Origin of the sequence: Streptomyces atroolivaceus, from assembly GCF_000717025.1 — a bacterium.
Lineage (GTDB): Bacteria > Actinomycetota > Actinomycetes > Streptomycetales > Streptomycetaceae > Streptomyces > Streptomyces atroolivaceus.
Genome location: NZ_JNXG01000006.1, coordinates 242,231 through 264,297, shown reverse-complemented (window position 1 = coordinate 264,297; position 22,067 = coordinate 242,231). Strand labels below are relative to the sequence as shown.

The 22,067-nt window shown below is 68.5% G+C and carries 19 protein-coding genes and 1 pseudogene; 6 read left to right on the top strand and 14 right to left on the bottom strand.

All coding sequences use genetic code 11. The annotated features are described in order from the left end of the window. The first annotated feature begins 843 nt into the window (after positions 1–843). The 3 genes and pseudogenes from OO67_RS15810 (at position 844) to OO67_RS15800 (ending at position 3,650) form a co-directional block, all read left to right on the top strand. Positions 844–1,428, top strand: a complete 585-nt coding sequence (locus OO67_RS15810) for a TetR/AcrR family transcriptional regulator (protein ID WP_033300682.1) — start codon at positions 844–846, stop codon at positions 1,426–1,428. Positions 1,429–1,525: 97 nt separating this feature from the next. After that, positions 1,526–1,870: pseudogene (locus OO67_RS40475) on the top strand (MFS transporter); the annotation flags it as partial. 1,021 nt (positions 1,871–2,891) lie between these two features. Next, the gene (locus tag OO67_RS15800) at positions 2,892–3,650 is read left to right on the top strand and encodes an SDR family NAD(P)-dependent oxidoreductase (protein ID WP_033300823.1); all 759 of its coding nucleotides are present in this window, start codon (positions 2,892–2,894) and stop codon (positions 3,648–3,650) included. Positions 3,651–4,517: 867 nt separating this feature from the next. Here OO67_RS15800 and OO67_RS15795 read toward each other — a convergent pair. Beyond that, a complete protein-coding gene (locus OO67_RS15795; RefSeq protein ID WP_033300679.1) occupies positions 4,518–5,372 on the bottom strand; it encodes an alpha/beta hydrolase in 855 nt (284 codons plus the stop codon). Next, positions 5,369–5,569, bottom strand: a complete 201-nt coding sequence (locus tag OO67_RS39815; protein WP_033300677.1) for an amidohydrolase family protein — start codon at positions 5,567–5,569, stop codon at positions 5,369–5,371. The genes OO67_RS15795 and OO67_RS39815 overlap by 4 nt, the downstream gene beginning before the upstream one ends. Before the next feature lie 347 nt (positions 5,570–5,916). On the opposite strand from OO67_RS39815, the gene OO67_RS15785 reads away from it, so the two are divergent. Beyond that, positions 5,917–6,507 (top strand): TetR/AcrR family transcriptional regulator, encoded by a 591-nt coding sequence (locus OO67_RS15785; protein WP_033300676.1) that lies wholly within the window; start codon positions 5,917–5,919, stop codon positions 6,505–6,507. A 404-nt stretch (positions 6,508–6,911) separates the two neighbouring features. Here OO67_RS15785 and OO67_RS15780 read toward each other — a convergent pair whose 3' ends face one another. Both OO67_RS15780 and OO67_RS15775 read right to left on the bottom strand, forming a co-directional pair. Next, positions 6,912–7,250 (bottom strand): thioredoxin family protein, encoded by a 339-nt coding sequence (locus OO67_RS15780; protein WP_033300822.1) that lies wholly within the window; start codon positions 7,248–7,250, stop codon positions 6,912–6,914. A gap of 553 nt (positions 7,251–7,803) precedes the next feature. Next, complete coding sequence (locus OO67_RS15775; RefSeq protein ID WP_033300674.1) at positions 7,804–8,943, bottom strand: PucR family transcriptional regulator; 1,140 nt, start codon at positions 8,941–8,943, stop codon at positions 7,804–7,806. 87 nt (positions 8,944–9,030) lie between these two features. On the opposite strand from OO67_RS15775, the gene OO67_RS15770 reads away from it, so the two are divergent. Together OO67_RS15770 and OO67_RS15765 are read left to right on the top strand one after the other, a co-directional pair. Next, on the top strand, positions 9,031–10,086 hold the full coding sequence (locus OO67_RS15770; RefSeq protein ID WP_033300672.1) for a ferredoxin reductase: 1,056 nt from the start codon (positions 9,031–9,033) through the stop codon (positions 10,084–10,086). A gap of 7 nt (positions 10,087–10,093) precedes the next feature. Then, positions 10,094–11,212: a fatty acid desaturase family protein gene (locus tag OO67_RS15765; RefSeq protein WP_033300670.1), complete on the top strand. Its 1,119-nt coding sequence runs from the start codon at positions 10,094–10,096 to the stop codon at positions 11,210–11,212. Between the two features lie 363 nt (positions 11,213–11,575). Here the strand turns inward: OO67_RS15765 and OO67_RS15760 are convergent, their stop codons facing one another. From OO67_RS15760 to OO67_RS39300, 10 genes are all read right to left on the bottom strand, one after another. Next, positions 11,576–13,270 (bottom strand): IPT/TIG domain-containing protein, encoded by a 1,695-nt coding sequence (locus OO67_RS15760; protein ID WP_033300820.1) that lies wholly within the window; start codon positions 13,268–13,270, stop codon positions 11,576–11,578. Positions 13,271–13,921: 651 nt separating this feature from the next. Next, entirely contained in the window at positions 13,922–15,283 is a 1,362-nt protein-coding gene (locus OO67_RS15755) for an MFS transporter (protein WP_051709444.1), read from the bottom strand. Positions 15,284–15,489: 206 nt separating this feature from the next. Further along, on the bottom strand, positions 15,490–16,302 hold the full coding sequence (locus OO67_RS15750) for an IclR family transcriptional regulator (RefSeq protein WP_078597941.1): 813 nt from the start codon (positions 16,300–16,302) through the stop codon (positions 15,490–15,492). A 113-nt stretch (positions 16,303–16,415) separates the two neighbouring features. Beyond that, the gene (locus OO67_RS15745) at positions 16,416–16,865 is read right to left on the bottom strand and encodes a MarR family winged helix-turn-helix transcriptional regulator (protein WP_033300668.1); all 450 of its coding nucleotides are present in this window, start codon (positions 16,863–16,865) and stop codon (positions 16,416–16,418) included. 100 nt (positions 16,866–16,965) lie between these two features. Next, positions 16,966–17,832 carry a fumarylacetoacetate hydrolase family protein gene (locus OO67_RS15740; protein WP_033300667.1) on the bottom strand — a complete coding sequence of 289 codons (867 nt, stop codon included), beginning with the start codon at positions 17,830–17,832 and terminating at the stop codon, positions 16,966–16,968. 34 nt (positions 17,833–17,866) lie between these two features. Next, positions 17,867–18,907: a cupin domain-containing protein gene (locus tag OO67_RS15735; protein WP_033300814.1), complete on the bottom strand. Its 1,041-nt coding sequence runs from the start codon at positions 18,905–18,907 to the stop codon at positions 17,867–17,869. Positions 18,908–18,930: 23 nt separating this feature from the next. Next, positions 18,931–20,145: an FAD-dependent monooxygenase gene (locus tag OO67_RS15730; RefSeq protein WP_033300665.1), complete on the bottom strand. Its 1,215-nt coding sequence runs from the start codon at positions 20,143–20,145 to the stop codon at positions 18,931–18,933. Between the two features lie 172 nt (positions 20,146–20,317). Continuing rightward, positions 20,318–20,968, bottom strand: a complete 651-nt coding sequence (locus OO67_RS15725; protein WP_033300664.1) for a CoA transferase subunit B — start codon at positions 20,966–20,968, stop codon at positions 20,318–20,320. After that, positions 20,968–21,723, bottom strand: coding sequence for a CoA transferase subunit A (locus tag OO67_RS15720; protein WP_033300663.1), 756 nt, complete (start codon positions 21,721–21,723; stop codon positions 20,968–20,970). The genes OO67_RS15725 and OO67_RS15720 overlap by 1 nt, the downstream gene beginning before the upstream one ends. After that, positions 21,720–21,953, bottom strand: a complete 234-nt coding sequence (locus OO67_RS39300) for an SDR family oxidoreductase (protein ID WP_051709443.1) — start codon at positions 21,951–21,953, stop codon at positions 21,720–21,722. Before OO67_RS39300 ends, OO67_RS15720 begins: the two co-directional genes overlap by 4 nt. Positions 21,954–22,067: the final 114 nt, after the last annotated feature.

The window sequence follows — 22,067 nt, the reverse complement described above, 5'->3', positions numbered from 1 at the left end:
GACGGCCCGACGGCATGCGCCCTGCTGACCAAGCCGGCCGCCACATCCCTCGCCACCCGCCAAGGCACGGTCGACTGCCCTGCGGCCGTCACCTCCCTGGCCCGCCCCCTCACCGCTGAGCAGCGCGACTCCATAGCCGCGGCAGAGCTGCCGACGAGCACGTCACGCCGCGCAAGAAGGACCCGCTGATCCCCGTCAACCTGCCCGCCAATCCCTTTGACTTCACACAGTTCCTGGTGGCCGACCGGAACGGCGACCGGCGAGTCGTCCGAGTGGACTAGGCACTGCCTCGGCGGATCGCGCTGAGCCAGAGGCAGGTCGCCGCGACGGTGACTGTGCTGTGTAAGACGTAGGTCCGCTCGACGTAATCCGCAGGACAGGCCTATAACAGCTGGTTGGAGTGGGGCGTTCAAGCCGCCAGTCACGTCGACGCCGCTGGCTGAGGGGGCTGGGGGCAGCGCCATCTGCTCACGTCGGACTTCAGTTAAGCCGAGCCGGCGAGGTATGGCGCCGCTGAAGGTGTTGGCCAGGTCGTGTGCAATTTCGAGGTATGCCGCGTCCGGCAGGGCGAGTGCCTCGGTCACCATGGCTCTCGTGGCGATGCCCTGGCCTGTGACGACACCGGACGCCGATAGCAGATCACGACCTTGACCTGGAGAGCCTAGCGGCGCTCGATCCGGAGCGGACGGAAAACGGGGGCCGGGCAGCCAGACCGCCCGCGCTCCGTTCTCGAAAACGCCGCGCACCAGACAGCACTGCGCGTGCCGCGCCACGCCACGCCGACGCGCATGAGCGGCAGAACCTTTCTTGACCGAGCGTTCTGTATAGGTCTAAGGTCCAGGCGTGGCCAGAACCAAGGAATTCGATCCGGACGCCGCGCTGCAGTCGGCCCTCGAGCTGTTCTGGCGGCGTGGTTACGAGGCGACGTCGATGGCCGACCTCGTCGAGCAACTCGGCATCGGTCGCGCCAGCATCTACGCCACCTTCGGCAACAAGCACGAGCTGTACCTGAAGGCCATGGACCGCTACACCGAGGGGTGCGACCCCTCCCTCCTCGCCGAGTTGTCGCAGCCGGGCCCCGCACTGCCCGCCGTGCGGGCGGTAGTACGCCGCTTCGCCTCGGAAGCCGCATCCCCCGAGCGGCGGCTTCACGGCTGCTTCATCACCAACACCGCGGCCGAACTCGCTCCGCACGACCCCGCGGCGGCCCGTCGGGTCGAGATCAGCTGGGGGCACGTCGAAACCCCGCTGCACTCCGCGCTCGTACGGGCCCAGGCCCAGGGTGAACTGTCCAGGGACCGCGACCCGCGCGCTCTCGCCCGCACGCTGCTCGTCCTGCTGCAGGGCATACGAATCGTAGGCAAGGCGTCCAGCGATCCCGCCCGCGTGCAGGACGCTGCCGAACAGGCGCTCACCCTGCTGGATTGATTCCCCCACCAGAGGCCCTGGAGCTCTTGCACCCTGCTGCACGCTTCGTCTCCCATGCCCGGATAATTGACCGATCGATCAAAATACAGGAGGGGCAGTGACCGCCGGGGAAGCGACCCACGCCCTCGATGCGCGGCACCGACACGCCTTCGTCCTTCTCGGCAGCATCCAGACCACGCTCATATTCCCGCTCACCCCGATCGCTGTTCCACTGCCTCCCATCGGGTGTGAAGTCGACCTGCGCCGCCACGACTTAGTCCTGCTCAGTGGCGGATACGGACTGGCCTTCGCCGGGCTGCTGCCCTTCGGTGGCCGGCTCGCCGACCGCTACAGCGGGCGGCACACCCTTGTCGCACGTCTGGCCCTCCTCGCCGCCGCCTCGGCTGCGGCGCCGTTCGCTTCCGGCCTCGATCTTCTGCTCGTCGCCCGCTTCGCCCACGGCACAGGCGCGGCCCTAGTGGCGCCTGCCGCGATGGCGGTACTGCGTGCCGCGTTCCCCATCCACCTGGTACGGCAAGGCGATGGTCACTTGGTGTGGGCTCTCCGTGCTCGGCGCGACCGTCGGCATTCTGCTCGCCGGTGTCATCCTGTCGCTGCTCTCGTGGCGTTGGACCTTCGGCGCGCCGCTCGCGGTCGCTGCCGGGGCCCTCGCCCTTCCGCCCCGGCTGCTTCCACGCACCGCGCCGGACCGGGGCAGGGCTCTCGACCTGCCCGGTGCCCTTCCCACCGCCGCTGGAACGGCCCTAGCCAGCTACGGACTCGTCCTTACCGATGCCCGGCCCTGGTCTTCGGGGGGCGTGCTCGTGCCACTGCTCGGCGGAGCCACGCTGCTGACCGCGTTCCTGTACTCCGAGCGTCGCGCCTGCGATCCCCTACTGCCGATCCGCTTCTTGCTCGACCGAAGACGAGCCCTCGCCTCCGCAGCCATTGCGCTGAGCACCTGCGGGACCTCGACGACCTTCATCGTCCTCTCGCTCCACCTCCAGCAGACACGCGACCGGTCACCGCTGCAGACCCCGGCAGCCTTCGTGCCGTTCGTTCGCCTTCGCCCTGCTCGCCTCAGGACGGGCGGCGGGGCCACTCATCGTCCGTTACTGGACGCGGGCGCTCACGAAGGCCGGGCTCGGCACCGCCGCGGCAGGGCTCGCTCTCCTTGCCTCCACCCGACTCGATCCACACACCCCGTACGCGTATGGACTGCTGCCCGGCCTCGTCCTGCTGGCACCGCACGTTCCTACGGGGGAGCCGCCGTGCCCGCGACCCAGGGCGTGCCGCAGCAGCGGACCGGGCTGGCGAGCGGCGTGACGAACAGCGCGATGGAGCTCGGCTCCACCGTCCTGTCGGCCCTCCTGCTCACACTCGACGGCGACGCCTGGCCTCCGCCCGCCACGGGCCGGCCCTGGCCGTCGCCGCACTCCTCAACCACCGCACCGACCGACCCATCGATCGAAGAGGATGCAGAAATGAACCGCTTCACCGGAAAGACCGTGCTCGTATCCGGCGCAGGCTCCGGACTCGGCCGTGCGATCGCTCTCGCCTTCGCCGCCGAGGGCGCATCCGTGGTCGCCGCAGGGCGCACCGCGGCCTCCCTGGACGAGACGGTGGGCCTCATCGAGGCCGACGGCGGCACCGCCGTGGCCGTCACCGCCGATGTCACGGATTCCGTCCTGCTCCAGGACCTCGTGCGCGAGAGCGTCAGCCGCTTCGGCGGTCTGGACATCGCGGTCAACAACGCCGGGATATTCCGGGGCGCCGTACCCGTCGGCGAGGTGAGCGAGGAGGACTGGGACGCGGTCCTGCGGACCAATGTCACCGGCGTCTGGCTGGCCATGAAGCACGAGATCGCGCACATGAAGGAGAACGGCGGCGGGGTCATCGTCAACATCTCCTCCAATCTGGGCGCACACCTCCGCATTCCGAACACCGCGGCATACATCACCTCGAAGGCAGCGGTCTCAGCGCTGACCCGCGCCGCCGCCCTCGACCACATCCACCAGGGCATCCGCATCAACGCGGTCAGCCCGGGCGCCTCCGCCGCACCGATGTCATTGCGGCCCGGGGAGACCGAGGCCGGCCGCGCGGAGCGGATGAAGTCGGAGAATCCGCTCGGCCGGGTCGCGAAAGCCGAAGAAGTGGCGGCCGCGGTGCTCTACCTCGCCTCGCCTGGGGCCGGGTCGGTGGTCGGCACCGACCTGGTCGTCGACAGCGGGTCATCAGCCTGACCTCCGGCGGGCCAGGGCCTGCCCGCGCCGGTCCGGTCCGGGCCGACGACAGCTCGCTCCGGGCGTGCGCCGTGTGAGCAACCCTCCCGGCGCCGTGAGCCGGGGACATGTACGGCGCGTCGCCCCGATGTCCCCGGCCGTGTCTTGGTTACGGGACGAGCCTGAGGAGCTTGTTCGGGGAGTCGGTTCCGACGCCGGTGAGGACGTTGAACGTGTTGCCCGTGCAGGTGGGACTATCCGGCGGGGTCGGACCGACGCGCAGTCCCCCCGGTGTGACCGTGCGGAAACCGACGTCGCCTCAGGTACCGGGAGCGTCCCGGGAAATAACGGTCGGGCGCTGCGTCCGATGTTGCACCAGTGAAGCCGGGTGCTCGCGTTTTTGCTGGTCGGAGACATCCGGTGCTTGGTGACAGCGTCGGCGAAGGTCGTGGCGTCGGTGGTGTCGTCGTTCTTGTCGCGGGCGTACGCGGCGTAGAGGCGGGCGCGGTTCTGGACGCTGACGTCCAGTGAGGTGTCGGTGGGGGAGCGGCACTCGTCGGAGACGGGCAGGACGGCGAGGGAGGGGGGCGCTGTCGCCGTTGACGCGCTGGACGGCGTTGCCCCCGGTGTTGCGGAAGGCGCGGTTGCTGGTGATCCCACGATGACGCGGATCCAGTACTGGCGCCACCGCGTGCAGGCACGCAGGAACCACGGTCCGGACCTCGTCGGTTCCTCCCCCTGGGTGGCGCGCTTGCAGGCGCGACCGGCTCGGGCTCGAAACGCGTACCGGTCGGGTGCGGCGAGTGGCGCCAGGCACTCGGGGCGGCGGCACTGGCCGGGAGCGCCGCCGCCCGGCGCGGCGTTCAGGCAGAGCCGCGACGTCCTGGCTTACTGGGCACGGCAGGTCCTGAGGTAGCTGAGGAACGATGCCTGCAGCCCAGTCACGTGGGTTTCGTGCATGAGTGCGCTGGTGACGGATCCGCCTCGTGAGGTGAGGCGGTGAAGGAACGTGGCCGCGTTCTTCGCAAGATTCTGGTAGACCGCCACGTCTCCGAGTATCTCTCGGTCGTTGAAGGTCACGTGAAGCTTGGTAGCAGGCAGGGTGTCACCCATTGCCTGAAGACGAGCGAAGACCTGACTGTCTGCATTGACGATGCCAGGGCTGCCCGCGCCGATGCTCTCGAAGAAGGTGCTGTTGGTGAGCCAGGCGTAGAGACTGAAGAGTCCGCCGTAGGAATAGCCGAAGAGGCCGTGGCCGCTCGGGGCTGTGCCGTAGTCGCGTTCGATCCGCGGGTGCAGGTCCTCGGTAAGGAAGTTCAGGAACATATCCCCGCGGCTGTCGCTCAGTTCAGCGAGGTAGGCGTCGGCTTGCTCGCGAGTCATCGTGCCCGCTTCGATCCCCATCTCCACCGCATCGACGTACTCCTTCGCGATGGGTTCGCCGGGGGGCACGAGGTCGCGGTTGCGCAACCGCTCCCAGTGCTCTGCTTCCTCGCCCGCGTAACCCACGCTGACTTGGACGTAGGGCTGAATCGACTGCATGGGGTCCAGTTGCGTGACGATGAGTGGGGCGGTCAGGCCCACGGCCCAGTTGCCGTCGAGCACGTACACGACAGGTGCTTGCGCCACGGCAGGGTCGTAGCGCGGTGGCGTGGTGACCCAGACGCCGTAGTCGTGCCCACCGCTGGAGCGCATCTCGAAGTAGTCGGTGTGGGCGAGGCAGCCCTGCCACATGGTGCTCATCTGAGGTCCTTTACGATTTGGCCAGCCTGGATTACGAGGACGGCGTCGGTGGGGTCGGAGAACAGTTCCGGGTCTTCGAGCGGGTTGCCGTTCCAAATGACGAGGTCTGCCTGCGCGCCCGGGGGGATGACACCCACCTGGCCGGACAGGCCGAGCATCTCGACGTTGTTCCGGGTCGCCGCCACGAGCGCTTCCATCGGCGTCTCGAGGGCTGCGCGCAGACTGAGTTCTTTGCCGCGACGGCCCTGGGCCGCAGGCCCAGGTGGACGTGAGCGTCGATCAGGCCGGGCGTCATCGTCAATCCCTCGGCATCGAGACGCTCGCCGGGCGCGCTGGAGGCACCGAGTTGGGTGATGCGGCCGTTCTCGACAGTGATGTCGAGGTTGCTGGGATCGCGCCCCGATCCGTCGATGACCGCCGCGCCGACCACATGAGCAGGTCCCATAGTCGATCCTCCGCCGTTGCGAGCTGACTGCGACCATGTGCGAAGCAACACGGAACCGCCCATCCTTCTTTTCCAATGGATAAACTGTGGGAGTGATCCTTGTCAACCTCGGAACGCAAGGGCAGCGCGCGCGAGCGACTCCTGGCACGGCTTCTCGACGCCTTCGGCGAGGCCCTTCCCCCGCCGGAGATGTCGCTCCGTGAGATCGCCGCCCGGATCGAGACCAGCCACGCCCTGTTGCGATACCACTTCGGGTCACTCTCGGGCGTCTTGGCCGCCATGCTCAAGACGCAGCGTTCCCGTGACAACGAGGCACTTCTGGAGGCCGCCCAGCAGGGCACCTTCGACGATTTCGTTGTGGCGATCTGGCGTACTTACACCCGGCCGGAGCAGCTGTCCCGTGCCCGCGGCTTCTTCTACGTCGTCGGACTGGCCGCGTACGGCCCCGAGGACTTCCGTGAGTTCGTGGAGTCGATCGGCGACCTGACCGTGATGCTGTCCTCACTCGCGGAACGCGAAGGGCTCGACACGAGGGAAGCGCGGGATGTGGCCACCGTCACCGTTGCCGCGATTCGCGGCCTCCTCTTGCAGGAAGTCCTGACTCCCGGAACCCGCTCGGAGGACGTGGTCACCTTGATCCTGCGCATGAGAGAGGGCCGGTCCGTTCCACGATCACGGCCGGAGCGTTGAGCAGGCCCGCGGACAGCTGAGCACCGGCGCACACGCGCGCGACAGCTGTTGGGTGCGACGACAGAGAATGGCGACAACAGTCGCCGGAACATGGCCTCTGACCTGTGTGATGTGCGGACCCTCGCCCCCGGCCGGATGGTGGTCCAGTCCAAGTCCGACGGCTTCCGGGGCCGCTCTGCACCCCGCCCCGGGCGGGCGATCCGGTGCAGTTGAAGACCCGGCGCGGGGCGCTGATCCAGGACCGCTTCCCCCGACTTGGTCGCCGCAGCACAGCTACCGGACGGCCTCGTCCTGGACGGCGTCATGTGACCTGTGGAGGTGTCTCAGCCCCAAGGCGTCTCAGGCGGCGCAGCTCCTATGGGCGAGGCGTAACGGGCGTCGCGGCCACGAGCCGCAGCGGCCGCTCAGAGGTGGCCGTCCAGGACCTTCCGTACTTCGGTTGTGGTCATGGGCCCCGTGCCGTGCGCCACCGCCTCTCCCTCCTTCAGCAGGACGTAGGCCGGGGCTCCGGTGATCCCGTATCGCTCGGTTGCGGCCGGACAACGCGTGATGTCGGCGCGGACGGCCGTCAGGCGGCCCGTGTAGTCGTCGGCGATGCTGCCCACGACGAGGTCCATCACCCGGCAGGGCTCGATCGCGTTGGGCCAGGTCCCGGTGAAGTACGCGAGGACCGGAACTCCGCTCATCCCGAGGATGAAATCGAACTCCGCGTCCTCACGAGGGCGGTGAACCCGCTTTGCCATGGAATCTCCTGACTCACGTTCCGTCATTCCATCCCCATCATCCCTCGCGCGGGGTGCCAGGCCTGGCCGGTCGGTCGTCCGGTTGGTCTGTCGGAAGGAGGCGCGGGGCCGTCGCAGAACCACGATGGTCCCCGGCGCGAGCGGCCCGCCCCGCCCCTGGTGCCCCGGACTGGCCGCCCCGCCGGTCACCCAGCTGCAGCCCGCCGCGGGCCCGTGGGTCAGCTCGCGCCAGACGGCGCCCGCCACGACGACATGAAAGCCGTCTTCCAGCACACGGAGGCCCAGATAGCCGACCGGATGCTCGATGCGCGCGTCGACGAGCGGGCCGGTGCGCATCGTCCACCGGATCCAGTCGAGCCGCATCCGCCACCGCGCTTCTCAGAGACAGCGCCCCCGACGGGCTTCCCGAGGCCTCGTCTGGTCTTCACATGGGCCCCTGGTCCGTGCTGGCTGATACCGCTCTTCCCGGACGGCATGAGCCAACTGATGGCACCGAACGAGGCACGATTCCTGGACCGCTCGCGGACGCGGCCGTGGACGGTCGACATACGCGTCAGCTGACCCGAAGACCGACCGCCAGCGTCAGTTCGAGGGCCTGGTGTGGCGATGCGAGATCCGGAAACAGCTCACGCAGCTGTGACATCCGGTACCGGACCGTCTGGGGATGGACGAACAACGCCGCCGCCACCTCGTCCCGCCTGCCCTGGTGCAGCAGCCACGCCCGCAACGTCTCCTCCAGCCGCCGTGCGGTCGCAACAGGCAAGGTCCGCAACGGAGCCAGGGCTCGGGCACGCAGGTCTGCGAACGCTTCCACGTCGGCGCTCAGGACCAGCTCGGGCAGGTGGTCCTCGGTGTCGCGAATATCGGAGGAGAGGGAGCGCGCGCGCATGGCTCGTGCGTACGAGGCGGACGCACGAGTCCATGGCCGGGCCGGGCCGACCACGGCGATGCGGTCGGTCAGCTGCCGCAGGAGATGTGATCGGTCGGCATCGGGGACGAGCAGCACACCGGTGGCGTCCGGCAGATCGTCGAGGACGAGGGTGCTCGGGTCGAGCGCCCGGTAGGCCGGCCGGGCCTGGGCGGCGGGCAGCAGGACCGCGGTCAGTGAGACCGGAGGCTGCCATCCGGCCCGTTGAACAGAGGCCAGCAGCACGTCCGGGCTCGCACCGGCGAGGAGGTCGCGGGCCAGGTGTTCCAGATGGCGTTCGTGGGCCCTGCCCCGGGCGGCCAGTTCGTCGGCGTGGCCCGCGGCGCTCGCGGCGGAGAGCTCGTCGATGTAGGCGAAGGTCAGCTCGGCGAACTTGGCCACCTCGGCGGCGGGCAGACCTGCGGGTACGGCACCCGCTGCCAGGCATCGCCAGGCCACGCGGGCGCCGACGCGGTAGGCGCTGAGCAGGGCGTCCATCGAACGGCCGTCGCGCACCTCGCCGCGGCCCAGCTCGTAGGCTGCGTCACCGGCGTCGCCGCCCGTGGCGTTCCCGCTCGCGAGGTCCAGGTAGTGCCCCAGGGCGGTGCGGACGGCTCGGCGGATGGTGGCGCCCATGTGGCCCGAAAGGGCGTTGGCGTAGGGAGGGACCTCATCGATTATCGCCTGGACGACCTCGTCGGCGGTGGTCTTCAGCGCGGCCCGAAGTGCGGTGACCGTCGTCTCATTGAGGGCCAGTTCGCTGGCCCTCCGGATTGCATGGCTCACGTTTTTGTTCCCTGCGAACAATTCAGTCGACCAGATTTACATCCTGCGGTCAGGACTTTACGCCTTGAGGCGCAGCAAGCTGGAGTCATGACGAGTGCAGCCCTCCGCAGCAGGGCTTGGAAACTGCTGGAGATGGTCACGACGCCGCTACTGCCGTCGGACTACCTCGACCTGGTCAGCCCGCTGCGTGCGGGCGCTGACCTGCGTGGGCGCATCGAAGCCGTGCACCCCGAGACGGGTGACGCCGCGACTATCGTGATCAAGCCGGGACGGGGCTGGCGCGGCCACACAGCCGGTCAGTACGTGCGGATCGGGGTAGACGTCGACGGGGTGCGCCTGTGGCGTGCCTACTCCATCACCTCGCCGACAAACCGCCGGGACGGCCGCGTCGCGATCACAGTGAAGGCGATCCCGGACGGCAAGGTCAGCAACCACCTGGTCCGCAGTGCGAAACCGGGCACGCTGATCCAGCTCGACCAGCCGGCCGGTGACTTCGTGCTGCCGCAGGCCAAGCCCGCCAAGGTGCTCTACCTGACGGCCGGCAGCGGCATCACACCCGTGATGGGCATGCTGCGCGACATCGAGTTCGACGACGTCGTCATGGTCCACTGCGCGCCACAGCCGCAAGACGTGATCTTCCGCAACGAACTGCACGAACTGGTCGCGGACAGGAAGCTGCGGCTCACCGAGGTGCACACCGACACGGACGGCATTCTCGACATCGCCCGTCTCGACGAACTCGTGCCCGACTGGGCCGAACGCGAGACCTGGGCCTGCGGGCCTGCGGGCCTGCTCGACGCCGCCGAAGAGCACTGGGCCGAGCACGGCGTACATGAGCGCCTGCACACCGAACGCTTCCGCCCCAGCATCGTCATCGCCGGCGACGGCGGCGAGGTCACGTTCAGCGCCACCGGCAAGACCGTCGACGCGGACGGCGCCACGCCGTTGCTGGACATCGGCGAGGAGGCCGGCGTGCTCATGCCCTCCGGGTGCCGCATGGGCATCTGCTTCGGCTGCATCACGCCCCTCAAGGCGGGCGCCGTCCGCGACCTGCGCACCGGCGAGATCACCGAGGCCGAGCCGGGCGTCCTCATCCAGACCTGCGTGTCCGCCGCGGCGGGCCCATGCGACATCGAACGGTAGGAGCACTTTGACCGCCATCGACCCCACCGCCCACCTGACCGCGGAGCAGATCGAGGAGCTTGGCCGCGAGCTGGACGCGATCCGCGACGAGGTGATCGCCAGCCGCGGCGAGAAGGACGCCGCCTACATCCGTAAGGTCATCTCGGCGCAGCGCAAGCTCGAGCTGGTCAGCAGGGGCGTGCTGCTGTTCTCGATCTTCCCGCCCGCTTGGCTGCTCGGCACCGCCGGTCTGTCCGTGGCGAAGATCATGGACAACATGGAGATCGGCCACAACGTCCTGCACGGCCAGTGGGACTGGATGCGAGACCCGAGGATTCACTCCACCACCTGGGAATGGGATCACGTCTCGCCGTCCGAGCAGTGGAAGCACTCGCACAACGAGCTGCACCACACGTACACCAACGTGATCGGCAAGGACAACGACCTCGGCTACGGCATCATGCGCGTCGACGAGGACCAGAAGTGGCACCCGTTGCACCTCGGCCAGCCGCTGTGGAACTTCATCAACGCCTGCTTCTTCGAGTACGGCATCGCAGCGTACGACCTGGAGCTCGGCAAGAACCTGCACAAGCGCCGCCGCGAGAACCCGGAGTTCCGCGCGCGGGCCAGGGCCGTGGGCCGCAAGATCCGCAAGCAGGTGCTCAAGGACTACGTGATCCACCCGCTGCTGTCGGGCCCGTCGTTCCTCCCCACGCTCGCCGCCACGTTCACCGCGAACCTGGTCCGCAACATCTGGTCCCACTCGGTGATCATGTGCGGGCACTTCCCCGAGGGCGTGCAGGTCTTCGAGCGCCGGTCGATCAAGGGCGAGACGCGCGGCCAGTGGTACCTGCGCCAGATGATGGGCTCGGCGAACATCAGCGGCAGCAGGGCCATGCACTTCATGACCGGCAACCTGTCACACCAGATCGAGCACCACCTGTTCCCGGACCTGCCGAGCAACCGGTACGCCGAGGTCGCGGTGAAGGTGCGCGCGCTGTTCGAGAAGTACGAGCTGGAGTACGTCACCGGGCCGCTGCCCAAGCAGGTGGTCTCCGCGTGGCACAAGGTCTTCCGGCTCTCGCTGCCGAACAAGAAGCCCAAGCTCAAGACGCCGGACCGCGAGCAGGAGCTCGTCGCGGCCTGACTTCCGGTATGGCTCAGATCTTTCCGCACCGGCGGCACCGCCGGGTTCGGTGAGATCCGTTGCGTACGGTGGGCAGCCGCGCCATCAGACCGTACGAGACGGGACCCGCGCAACCTGGACAAGGTCGAGCAGGCCCGGAACGACTACGACACCGATCCACCTCGGTAGCGCGTCAGCGAGAAGGCTCGATCCTTTTCCGGACTTCCACTACACGGCGGCTGCGGCTCGCGTTGCCGCTGGAGGCGCGAGCCTCCAGGACGGCGCGCAGTTGCACGCTTCGCTCAAGCCGCTGCCCTCCTCCGGCCTGTTGGAGTCGGTGGAGGGCAGCGGTGGTGCGTGGCGCACCGGCGCGCGCCGGATGGGTCAGGGGCAGGTGACCAGGATGATGGAGATGGCGGTGCAGGTGGCAGTCGCGGTGTCGTTGGCGGAGTTGGGGTCGGTGGGAGCGGAGACGGTACGGGTGCCGGTGACCTTGACTTGGCCGAAGGCGAGCAGGTGCAGGGGAACACGGAACGTCTTGTGCGCGCTGGCACCGTCGGTGATGGCGCCATAGGCGCAGGTCACCGTGGTGGCGGCGACGGTGCACCCGGCGGACAGGTTGGTGGCAGTCGCGCCCGGCGGGAGCTTCGCGGTCAAGGTCGCGGAGGTGACGGCGCCGGGGCCGGTGTTGTGGGCGGTGAGGGTGTAGGACAGGTAAGGCACCAGGAGGCCCAGGTGCGGCTGCGCGGTGAGGTTGACGTCGATGTCCGCGGGCGGAACCAGGTAGGTGTACCGGTCGGCCGGCGTGGTCGCGCTGGTCCCGCCGGGGGTTGTCACCTGGACGTCGACGGTCCCGGCGGCATGGGCGGGGGACGTGGCGGTGCAGGAGGTTGCCACGCAGCTGACGCCGGTGGCGGGGGTGCCGCCGAAAGTGACGGAGGTGGCGTCGGCCAGGTCGGTGCCGGTGATCGTCACGGCGGTGCCGCCCGCGGTCGGACCCGAGGCCGGGCTGATCGCGGTAACGGCCGGTGCGGGCGTGGTCGTCGCGACTTGAAGGACGTCGAGGGTGGCGCTGCCGTTGTTGGCGACGTAGACGAGGGTGCCGTCCGGGCTCACTCCGACACCGTAGGGGCCGCTGCCGAGGGGAGCGTTCTCGGTGACGGTGTTGGTCGCGGTGTTGATCACCGCCAGGGAGTTGCTGGAGTAGCTGGTCACGTATGCGGTCGCGCCGTCGGGGCTGAATGCGGCGCCGATCGGATTTCCTGCGACGGTGATCGTCGTGGTTACGGCGAGCGTGGTCGGGTCCACAACGGACAGAAAGTTGTCGTTGGAGTGGTTGACGTAGGCCGTCCCGGTCACGGGGTTGACCGCGACCGCGAACGGCTGGTCGCTCAGCGCCACGGTGGCACTCACGGTGAGAGCGGCGGTGTCGATGACGCTCAGCGTGTTGTTGCCGTGGTTGGTGGCGTAGGCGCGCGATCCGTCCGGGCTGAGAGCGACATCCTGCGGGAACGGGCCGACGGCGACCGACGCGACGACCGTGTTGCTGGCGGTGTCGATGACACGAACCGACCCGTTGGGGTAGGCGGAGTCGGAGACGTAGACCCGGCTGCCCGCTGCGTCGACCGCGACCCCTGTCGGGTCGTTGAACCCGCCGATGGTGGCCGTCACCGTATTGGTGGCGGTGTCCACGACACTGACCGTGGCGCTGTCGCGGTTGGCGACGTACAGGCGCGCGCTGTCGGGGGTGACGGCGATCCCGGCCGGATTGTTGCCGACCGTGATGGTAGCCCCGACGGTGTTGCTGGACGTGTTCAGGACGGTGACGGTCTCCCCGGCGGGGAAGCCGTTGGGACCGCTGCCGTTGCTGACGTAGACGTGATCGCCGTCCGGCGCCACGGCCACTTCCTGCGGGCTTGCCCCGGTCGGCACGGTGGCGACCACGGTCGGGGGGACCGCGGCGGCCGGCGTGGCCGCCACGGCGCCCAGACCGCTCACGGCCAGCGCCAACGCGGCGGCCACCGCCGTGCGGCGCCGCCAGGGAACACGGGGAGAACGTAACTGGGATCTCGAAGACACGACGAAGTACCCCCTCCGAATCCGCAGCACGACGGCGGGGACCGAAGGCCCCCGGAAACCGCCCGTGCCGCGGTCGTACAAGACGCCCCGCGCCAGCACCGACAACCACCGCCGCAGCCAAGGCCCGCCCCTCGTACGCCCCATCGCGGCGGCAGCCGACCCGCGACAGCCTTGAAACCCCCGCCCGACGAACGAACATGACGAGGCCCTGACATCATCTCAATGAACGCTCACGCACTACATAAAGCCTTCACAAATGTCCGGATCTGATCAGGTGGTGGCTGTTTTAGTAACACGAGCGCCTGTAGGCACCGCTCTGCCCGCGCTGACGACGTGGGAGCCCAGATGGACACCGTGCCTCACGTGCCTTCATTCGTACCTGTACCAACGGGGGAACATCCCCAGACAAGTGCCGCCGCACCGGTCGTGCACCCCGTCGACGATGGGCTCGCCGCAGACGATCAGCGCCGGCTGCGGGAACTACTGCAACGCATGGTCAGAGCCGTCCGTGAACCGACTGGAGGTTCCGGTGCCGAGGCCGTCATCGATGCCGACCTCGCCCGACCGGAGCGGCTGGCGCGCCCCTGCTCATCCGCCTCGACGGCCGGCAGGGCTCGGCGAGCTGTCAGGGACCTCAGCGGGCGGCGGCCGTCATGCGAGCAAGCGGTCGTCGTCGCGGATACGGGAATGCAGAGTCCGGGCGTCGGATGCCTGCTGAGTGGTACGCATGGCAAACAGGAGCAACCCCGCAGCGGCGAATACGACTCCCGTTGCTACGTAAAGCGCCAGCGGTGTCCAGTCCGCGTCCAACAGCCAGCCTGCCGCTGAAGGGGCGATGATGGCGCCTACCCGGCCGACGCTGATGGCCGCTCCCACGCCTGTGGCGCGCAGTTCGGTCGGGTAGATGTTCGGTGTCAGTGCGTAGAGGCCGGCGACGCACCCGTTCGCGGCGACACCGATGACCGCGCCGACACAGAAAGCCAGAACGAGGGTGTTGGTGGAGGCCGCGAACGCTACGACCAGTGCGGCGGCCACGAAGAGGTAGGTGCGCAGCACGCTGACGAGCGCGTAGCGCGCGGCCAGTGCACCCAGGAGAGCGGTGCCGAAGATGCCGCCCAGGTTGAGGAGCGTGCCCCCGGTCAGGCTCTGCTTCGACGACATGCCGGCTTCCACCAGCAGGGTTGGCGTCCAGCTCGTGACGAAGTAGAAGGCAGCCATGACCAGGAAGAACGCTCCCCACAGCACCAGAGTGGGGCGCCGCAGGTCCGGCGCGAGGAGGCTACGGAATCCAATTGTGGCGGAGTGCCCCGTGTCGCCCGTGTCGGGGAGTGAAGTGAGTTCAGGCTGTCGCATGCGACGGGCCAGGGCGTTGACCCTGTGCAGGGCGTTCTTGGGCTTTCTGGCGATGAGGAAGTCGAGGGACTCCGGCAGGAGCCAGTAGGCGAGCGGAATAACAGCCAGGGTGGCCAATCCGCCGACCAGGAACACCGACCGCCATCCGTGATGGTCGATGAGCGTGACCGACGAGATGCCGCCGACCGTTGCGCCCACGGCGTACCCGGTGGAGTTGAGGCTGACGGCCATACCGCGCCAGCGGCGTGAGGCGAACTCCCCGGCGATGACGTTGCTACAGGCCAGCACCGCGCCGATGCCGACGCCGGTCAGGAGGCGAAGTGCGCCGAGCTGTTGCCAGTTCTGGCTGGTCGACGAAAGCATCATGCCACCTGCTGCGATGGCCAGACCTGCCAGGATGACGGGCCTCCTGCCGACCCGGTCGGCCCAGGGTGCGACACATAGTGCTCCCAGGGCCATGCCTGCCAGGCCGCTGCTGAGCAGAAGCCCGAGGGTGCCGGAGTCGAGATGCCATTCGCCGGAGATCGTCTTTCCGGTGAAGGACATGACGAGGACATCGAAGCCGTCGAGGGTGTTGAGAAGTACGCATATGGCGATCGCACTCCACTGGAAACGGCTCATGGGCCCGTCGTCCAGGGCCCGCTCGAGGCGGGCGCTCATCGGACGACTCGCTGCTGGGTGGGGTATGCGAGGGGCATGTACATGGCAGCACTCCGTTGTCGACTGCGGTTGCCGACTGAACCCCGGAGCGCCGTGTGACGTCCGGCCGGTTCGGCTGTCGGTGCAGTCATATTGAGAGCAGCGGGGTTCGGCGGACAGGTGTCTTTCCGGATGGCGGGAAGGTAATTGTTGCGGGAGGGAGCGTCTCAGGCGACGGGCGTGTGAAGAGCCCGCGATATAGCTCGGCCTGCGGAGCGGACCAGATCTGCGAGAGGTCCCACACGCGTGGATCCGTGCCGGACGACGACGGAAACGGCTGCTGCCACCTCTCCGTCTGCGGTGGTGACGGGGGCCGCGACCGACAGTGTGTCCGCGGACAGTTGCCGGTCACTCACTGCGTATCCGCACACGCGTATCTGGGCGAGAACTCTTCTGAGCTGGACATGGTTGGTCAGGGTGTACGGGGTATGCCGCTGGATCGGCCGGGCCATCGCTTCGTCCTGTACCTGGGCCGGGGCGTGGGCGAGCAGTACGAGTCCTGCGCCTGTGGCAGTGAGGGCGAGCCGTCCTCCCACCCGTGTCAGAGTGGGCACGGCGCCGTCGGCGCCGATGCGCTCCACGAAGACGACCTCCGACTCGTCCCGGACCGCGAGTTGTACGTTCTCGCGGGTGAGGGCGGAGAGGTCGTGCAGGTGCGGCAGCGCGAGCTCGCGTATCCCCTGGCTGCGGGGCGCGAGGGATCCGATCTCCCACAGCCGCAGTCCGACTCGGTAGCGTCCCTGCGCGTCCCGCTCCAGGGCTCCCCAGGCCAGGAGCTCCCCCAGCATGCGGTGGACGGTCGACACGGGCAGGTTCGCTCGCCGGGCCAGGTCGCTCAGTGACAGGTACGGATGCTCGGCGGTGAAGGCGCCGAGGATCTGCAGGGCGCGGCCGATGACGGGGCCCGTGCCAGCCGCTGGTGCAGGCTTCCTGGGCCGTCGGCTCGGCGGGGAAGCGGTCTCGAGGCGGTCGTATGTCAATGTGTGACACCTTCTTCGCCCGTGGTGCGGTCGTCCGACGGGCTCTGTTCCTCACACGAAGGGTGAAGTCCGAGCACTGGGCGGGTCTCTTCCGAAGGACGCCCTGTCAGGTCTCAGGCTCCGCCGCGGAGCGACTCCTCATCCAGCGAGGCAAGTCTGCTGAGGATGTCAACGGCTATCGCCCGTTCACCCTCGGGAAGTGATCTGAGAAGTAGTTCGTTGATCCGCTCTGCCGGAGCGATCAGGGAATCGAGCAGCGCGGCCCCCTCGTCGGTGAGACTCAGCAGGGTTCGCCTACGGTCGTCTTCGTCGCGTACTTGGCTCACGAGCGCCTGGTCGGTCAGGCGGCGGATCATCAGGTTGACCGTGGAGCGGTCCAGCGAGGTGAAGCGTGCGAGAGTCCGCTGGTCCACGCCGGGGTCCCGGCTCAGCGCGTTGAGGATGGCGAACTTCTGGGAGGTGATCTCCCGGGACACGTGCTGGGCCCAGAGAGCCGTGTGCACCTGTTCCGCTCGCCGGATCAGATGGCCGATGTAGTTGGGCAGCTCCAGTGCGCGCGCCACGGGTGCTCCCTCCGTCCGTCGTCTAGGTGGTGCCGGCCGAGAGACAGCCGGTCTGGAGGGAGTCTAGGAGTGCGCGGCACCACCTGTGTGCGACCTTCGGTCAGCGGTCCCGTCGTCCGGGGCGCTGCTCGTACGGGGTGGCCCGGGAGCCGTCGACGCCCACTTCGAGACGGCCCACCCGGTCGATCTCCAGGACGACGCGATCCCCGTGGCTGAGCGGTCCCACTCCAGCGGGCGTGCCTGTCGCGATCACGTCGCCGGGGTGGAGTGTCATGACGGACGAGGTGTAGGCGATCAGCTCCGCGACCCCGAAGATCAGATCGGCCGTGTTGGTGCGCTGCCGGGTGGTGCCACCGACATCACAGCGCAGGTCGAGGGAGTCGGGGTCCGGGATCTCGTCTGCGGTGACGATCCAGGGCCCGATCGGTGTGAACGTGTCGAACGACTTGCGTGTGGAGCGGTCCTCACCGGAGCGCACGGTGATGTCCAGCACGCAGGTGTAACCGAAGACGTGATCCAGTGCGTCCTTCGCGTCGACGTGACTGGCGGTGCGCCCGATGACGACGCCGAGCTCGCCTTCCTGGTCGGTGCGCTTGTCGGTGTAGGGCAGGACGATGTCCTGGCCCGGACCGATGACCGAGGAGTTGGCCTTGAGGAAGACCCCGAGGTCGGCGACCGAGGTGGTGTAGGCCATCTCAGCTTTGTGGTCGAGGTAGTTGACCGGTGCGCCGACGACCTTTCCGGGCCGGGGCAGGGGGGCTTCGAGGGCCGCTTCGTCGAGCGGAACGCGAGCGCAGCCGGTGAGGTCGACCTGTACGGCTCCGTCGCGTGCGACGGTCTCGATGTGCTGGTGCAGCGCACCGGCCGCACTCGGGGTGTCGGTTCCGGTGAGTTGTTCGGTCACGTCGACGAGGTCGTCGCCGTCGACGATTCCGAGGCGTCCCATGTTGAACAGGGCCAGACGCATCGTGGCCTCCTTGTGGAGTGTCGGGTGGGGGAGATCAGGCGCCGGGATCGGCGTCTTCGGTGCGGTAGAGGCCGAGGGAGCGCATGGCGGGCTCGTCGCTGTAGGAGAACAGGACCGCGTCGTCGGAGGCGGAGGCGTTCAGATGACGGTAGGAAGCCCATCCGGGCACGGCGAAGGTGTCGTGTTCGGCCCACTCCAGCCGTACGCCGTCCACGATCGTGGCGCCCTCACCGCGGACGACGTTGAAGACGGTGGAGGCCGTGTGCCGGCGGCCGGCTCCCTGGAAGCCGGGGCGCAGACGCTGGACGCGGCAGCCGATGGTGGGCATGACCGGGCCGCCCGTCCACGGGTTGGTGTACTCCAGGACGATGCCGTCGACATCGCTTCCCTCGGCGGTGTCGGCGATGCCCTCCAGTGACCGCTGGGTCTCCTGCCAGGTGTAGCGGGTCACGGGGGAGTGGGGCCCGTCCTGCGAGAGCCAGACGGGATTGAGCCTCCCGTGGAGGAACTGCCTGCTGCCCGCGTCGTCCGCTCGCGTGACGGGCTGGAGGCGCTGGTGGAACTTCTCGTAGAAGCCGGCCTCCAGGGCGTTGACCAGTGGGTAGTCGAGAGCGTCGAGCCAGATCATCGGCGCGTCGCCCTCGTGGGTGTGGTCGTGCCAGTGCCATCCCGGGGTGAGCAGCAGATCACCCGGAGCCATGAAGACACGCTCCCCGTTGACCGTCGTCCACGCGCCGCTGCCCTCCAGGATGTAGCGGAAGGCGTTGGATGTGTGCCGGTGGGCCTGCGCGGTCTCGCCGGGCAGGATGACCTGCAGTCCGGCGTAAAGCGTGTTGACAGTTGCCGGGGGATCGGTCAGACCGGGATTGACGAGCATGAGGACCCGGCGTTCGGCCTCTTCCAGCGAGAGGGTCCGGGAGAAGTGCAGCAGGAGGGGGCGCAGTTCCTGCCAGCTCCAGCGGTAGGGAACGGCACGGCTCTTCGGCTGAGCGGGGAACAGGTTCCCGTAGAAGCGCCAGAGCGGAGCCGCCCCCAGGCCCGGCAGGGCCTGGTAAGCGAGTGCGTCGGTCGTCATGGTGTCCTCCTGCGGTTGCTGGATCACGGGATGGGGACGCTGGCCGGGAACGGCGTCCACACCCAGGAGACGTCGTCGAAGTCCTCGGGCTCACGTGACGCGAAGAGCAGGTTGCGCAGGGTGGCCCCCATTCCCTCCAGGTGGCAGATCTCGCCGAAGCGGCGGGCGTTGGTCTGGATGAGGGCCGCGCGCTCGCGGCGCTGATCGGCGTACGCCGTGAAAGCGTCGGCAGGGTCGGTGAACCGGCCGAGAGCCCCTCCGAGGGCGACAGCGTCCTCCAGAGCCTGACAGGCGCCTTGGGCCAGGTACTGCAGCATCGGGTGCGCGGCGTCACCGAGCAGTGCGATCCGGCCGTGTACCCAGTTGTCGACGGGGAGACGGTCGAACAGAGGCCAGCGCCGGTCCCGCGCTATCAGGGGTAGGGCGTCGCGCACGGCCTGGCAGGTTCCCGCGAAGCGTTCCTCGAGCTCGGCCTCGGTGCCCCAGGCGTCCGAGTCCGGTGTGTAGTGGTCGCTCTCGAACACCGCGACCTGGTTGTAGAGCTCGCCGCGACGTACCGGGTACTGCACCAGGTGCATGCGCGGCCCGGCCCAGACCATCACCGCGTCCGACGCGGCGTGCTGGGACATCCGGCCGGTCATCCTGTCCGCGGGAAGGGCTCCGCGGAACGCCACGTAGCGCGAGCAGACAGGTTCGCCGTCACCGACCAGGGCCTGGCGCAGCCGCGAGTGCAGACCGTCCGCCGCCACGACCGCGTCGGCCGTCAACTCCGTCGCAGTCTCGGCGAAATGCAGGTGGACCGCGGAGTCGTCCTGTTCGGCGTGCGTAACGGTGTGCCCGGTGCGCAGCGTGATGGCGGGGTGTTCCTGGCAGGCGGCGAGGAGCGCGGCATGCAGGTCCGTGCGGTGCGTGACCAGGTAGGGATGGCTGAAGCGCTCGGTGTAAGCCGGGCTGCGGAGATCGAGAGAGGTGACCTGATCTCCGCTGAGGGCGTCCATCATCACGAGCCGGGGCGGGGCGACCGCGGTGCGCTGGACCGCATCGAGCACCCCCAGCTCTTCGAGCGCCTGTGAAGCGTTCGGGGCGAGCTGTAGGCCGGCTCCGATCTCCCCGAACCGGGCGGCGCGTTCCACCAGGGTCACGTGGTGACCGGCGCGGGCGATGGACAGGGCTGCGGCCAGACCGCCGATACCGCCGCCGACTACGGCGATGCGGAGTGGAACAGGGGTCTCGGACATATGGCCTCCTTGGCAGGGAAGTGGAGGACACCGATGGAAGGCGACGAGAAGCGCCGCCCGAATGATCAGTACGTCAATCATTGGTGTACTGATCATATTGCGAGAGTGTTACCCCGGTGTCAACGGTTTCGGTGAGACAGGTCAGCCGGGGACGCGGCTCAGGTCCGTGGGATCAACATGCGGCCGTGTGGCTGTCCGCGTGCACGGGAGCCTCGGTGCACGCGGTGATGTCCGCGAAGGTGACGCCCGGGGCCGTTTCGACGAGGGCGAGGCCGCGGGCGGTTACATCCAGCACCCCGAGGTCGGTGATGACGCGGTCCACGCATCGCCGACCGGTGAGGGGCAGCGTGCACTCCTCAACGATCTTGGGGCTGCCGTCCTTGGCGGTGTGTTCCATGAGGACGACGACACGCCGGGCGCCATGGACCAGGTCCATGGCGCCGCCCATGCCCTTCACCATCTTGCCGGGAATCATCCAGTTGGCGAGGTCTCCGTGGGCCGACACCTGCATGGCGCCGAGAAAGGCGGTGTCGATGTGCCCGCCCCGGATCATGCCGAAGGAGAGCGCGGAGTCGAAGAAGGAGGCACCGGGCAGGACGGTGACTGTCTCCTTCCCCGCGTTGACGAGATCCGGGTCGACCTCGTCCTCGGTGGGGTAGGGGCCGGTGCCGAGGATGCCGTTCTCGGAGTGGAGCACGACGTGGACTCCGGGCGGGAGGTAGCCGGGTATCAGGGTGGGGAGGCCGATACCCAGGTTGACGTAGGAGCCGTCAGCGAGTTCTTCGGCTGCGCGGGAGGCCATCTGTTCACGGGTCCAGGGCATCAGATGCTCACCGTCCTCTTCTCGATACGTTTGTCAGCGGCTTGTTCGGGGGTGAGTTCTACGATTCTCTGCACGTAGATGCCGGGCAGGTGGACGTCGTCGGGTGCCAGCTCGCCGGGTTCGACGAGTTCCTCGACTTCTGCGATGGTGATGCGGCCGGCCATGGCGGCGAGCGGGTTGAAGTTCGCGGCGGCCCGGCGGAAGACGAGGTTGCCGTGCCGGTCGCCGCGCCAGGCCCGGACGAGGGCGAAGTCGGTGGTGATGCCGTGCTCCAGGAGGTACGGCCGCCCTGAGAAGTCCCGGATTTCTTTGGGTGGTGAGGCGACGGCGACCGAGCCCCCAGGCGCGTAGCGCCAGGGAAGGCCGCCCTCCGCCACCTGGGTGCCGACGCCGGCTGGAGTGTAGAAGGCGGGAATGCCTGCGCCGCCGGCCCGCAGGCGTTCGGCGAGCGTGCCCTGCGGGGTCAGCTCCACCTCAAGCTCGCCGCTGAGGTACTGCCGAGCGAACTCCTTGTTCTCACCCACGTAGGATCCGGTGACCCGGGCGATGCGCCCTGCGGCCAGCAGGACGCCCAGGCCGCGGCCGTCCACGCCACAATTGTTGGAGACGACCTCCAGTCCGGCTGCCTCCTGTTTGAGGAGGGCGCCGATGAGGACGTCAGGAACTCCGGAGAGTCCGAAACCGCCGACGGCGAGTGAGGCGCCGTCGGGGATGTCGGCTACCGCCTCGGCAGCACTGCCGCTGACTTTGTTCACGTGCGTGATTCCTTTTGTATGAGGGCGCCGGGCAGCACCGTGGACCAGCCGCCGTCGATGACGAGGTTGGCGTGCGTGATGAACGAGGCCTCGCCGGACACGAGGAACACGGTTGCGTTGACGACGTCGGCGGGGACTCCCACCCGGCCGAGAGGGATGCGCTCCACGATGCTGCGCATCGGGTGCTCCTCGGAGAGGAGGTTGGACCGCGAGCCGACGGTGTCGATCATTTCCGGGGCTTACGCAGTCGGCGCGGATGCCGTGTGGGGCACCCTCGGCGGCGAGTGGGCGAGTCAGTGCGATCACCGCGCCTTCGGCCGCGAAGCGCAGGGCCGCAGCCCGGC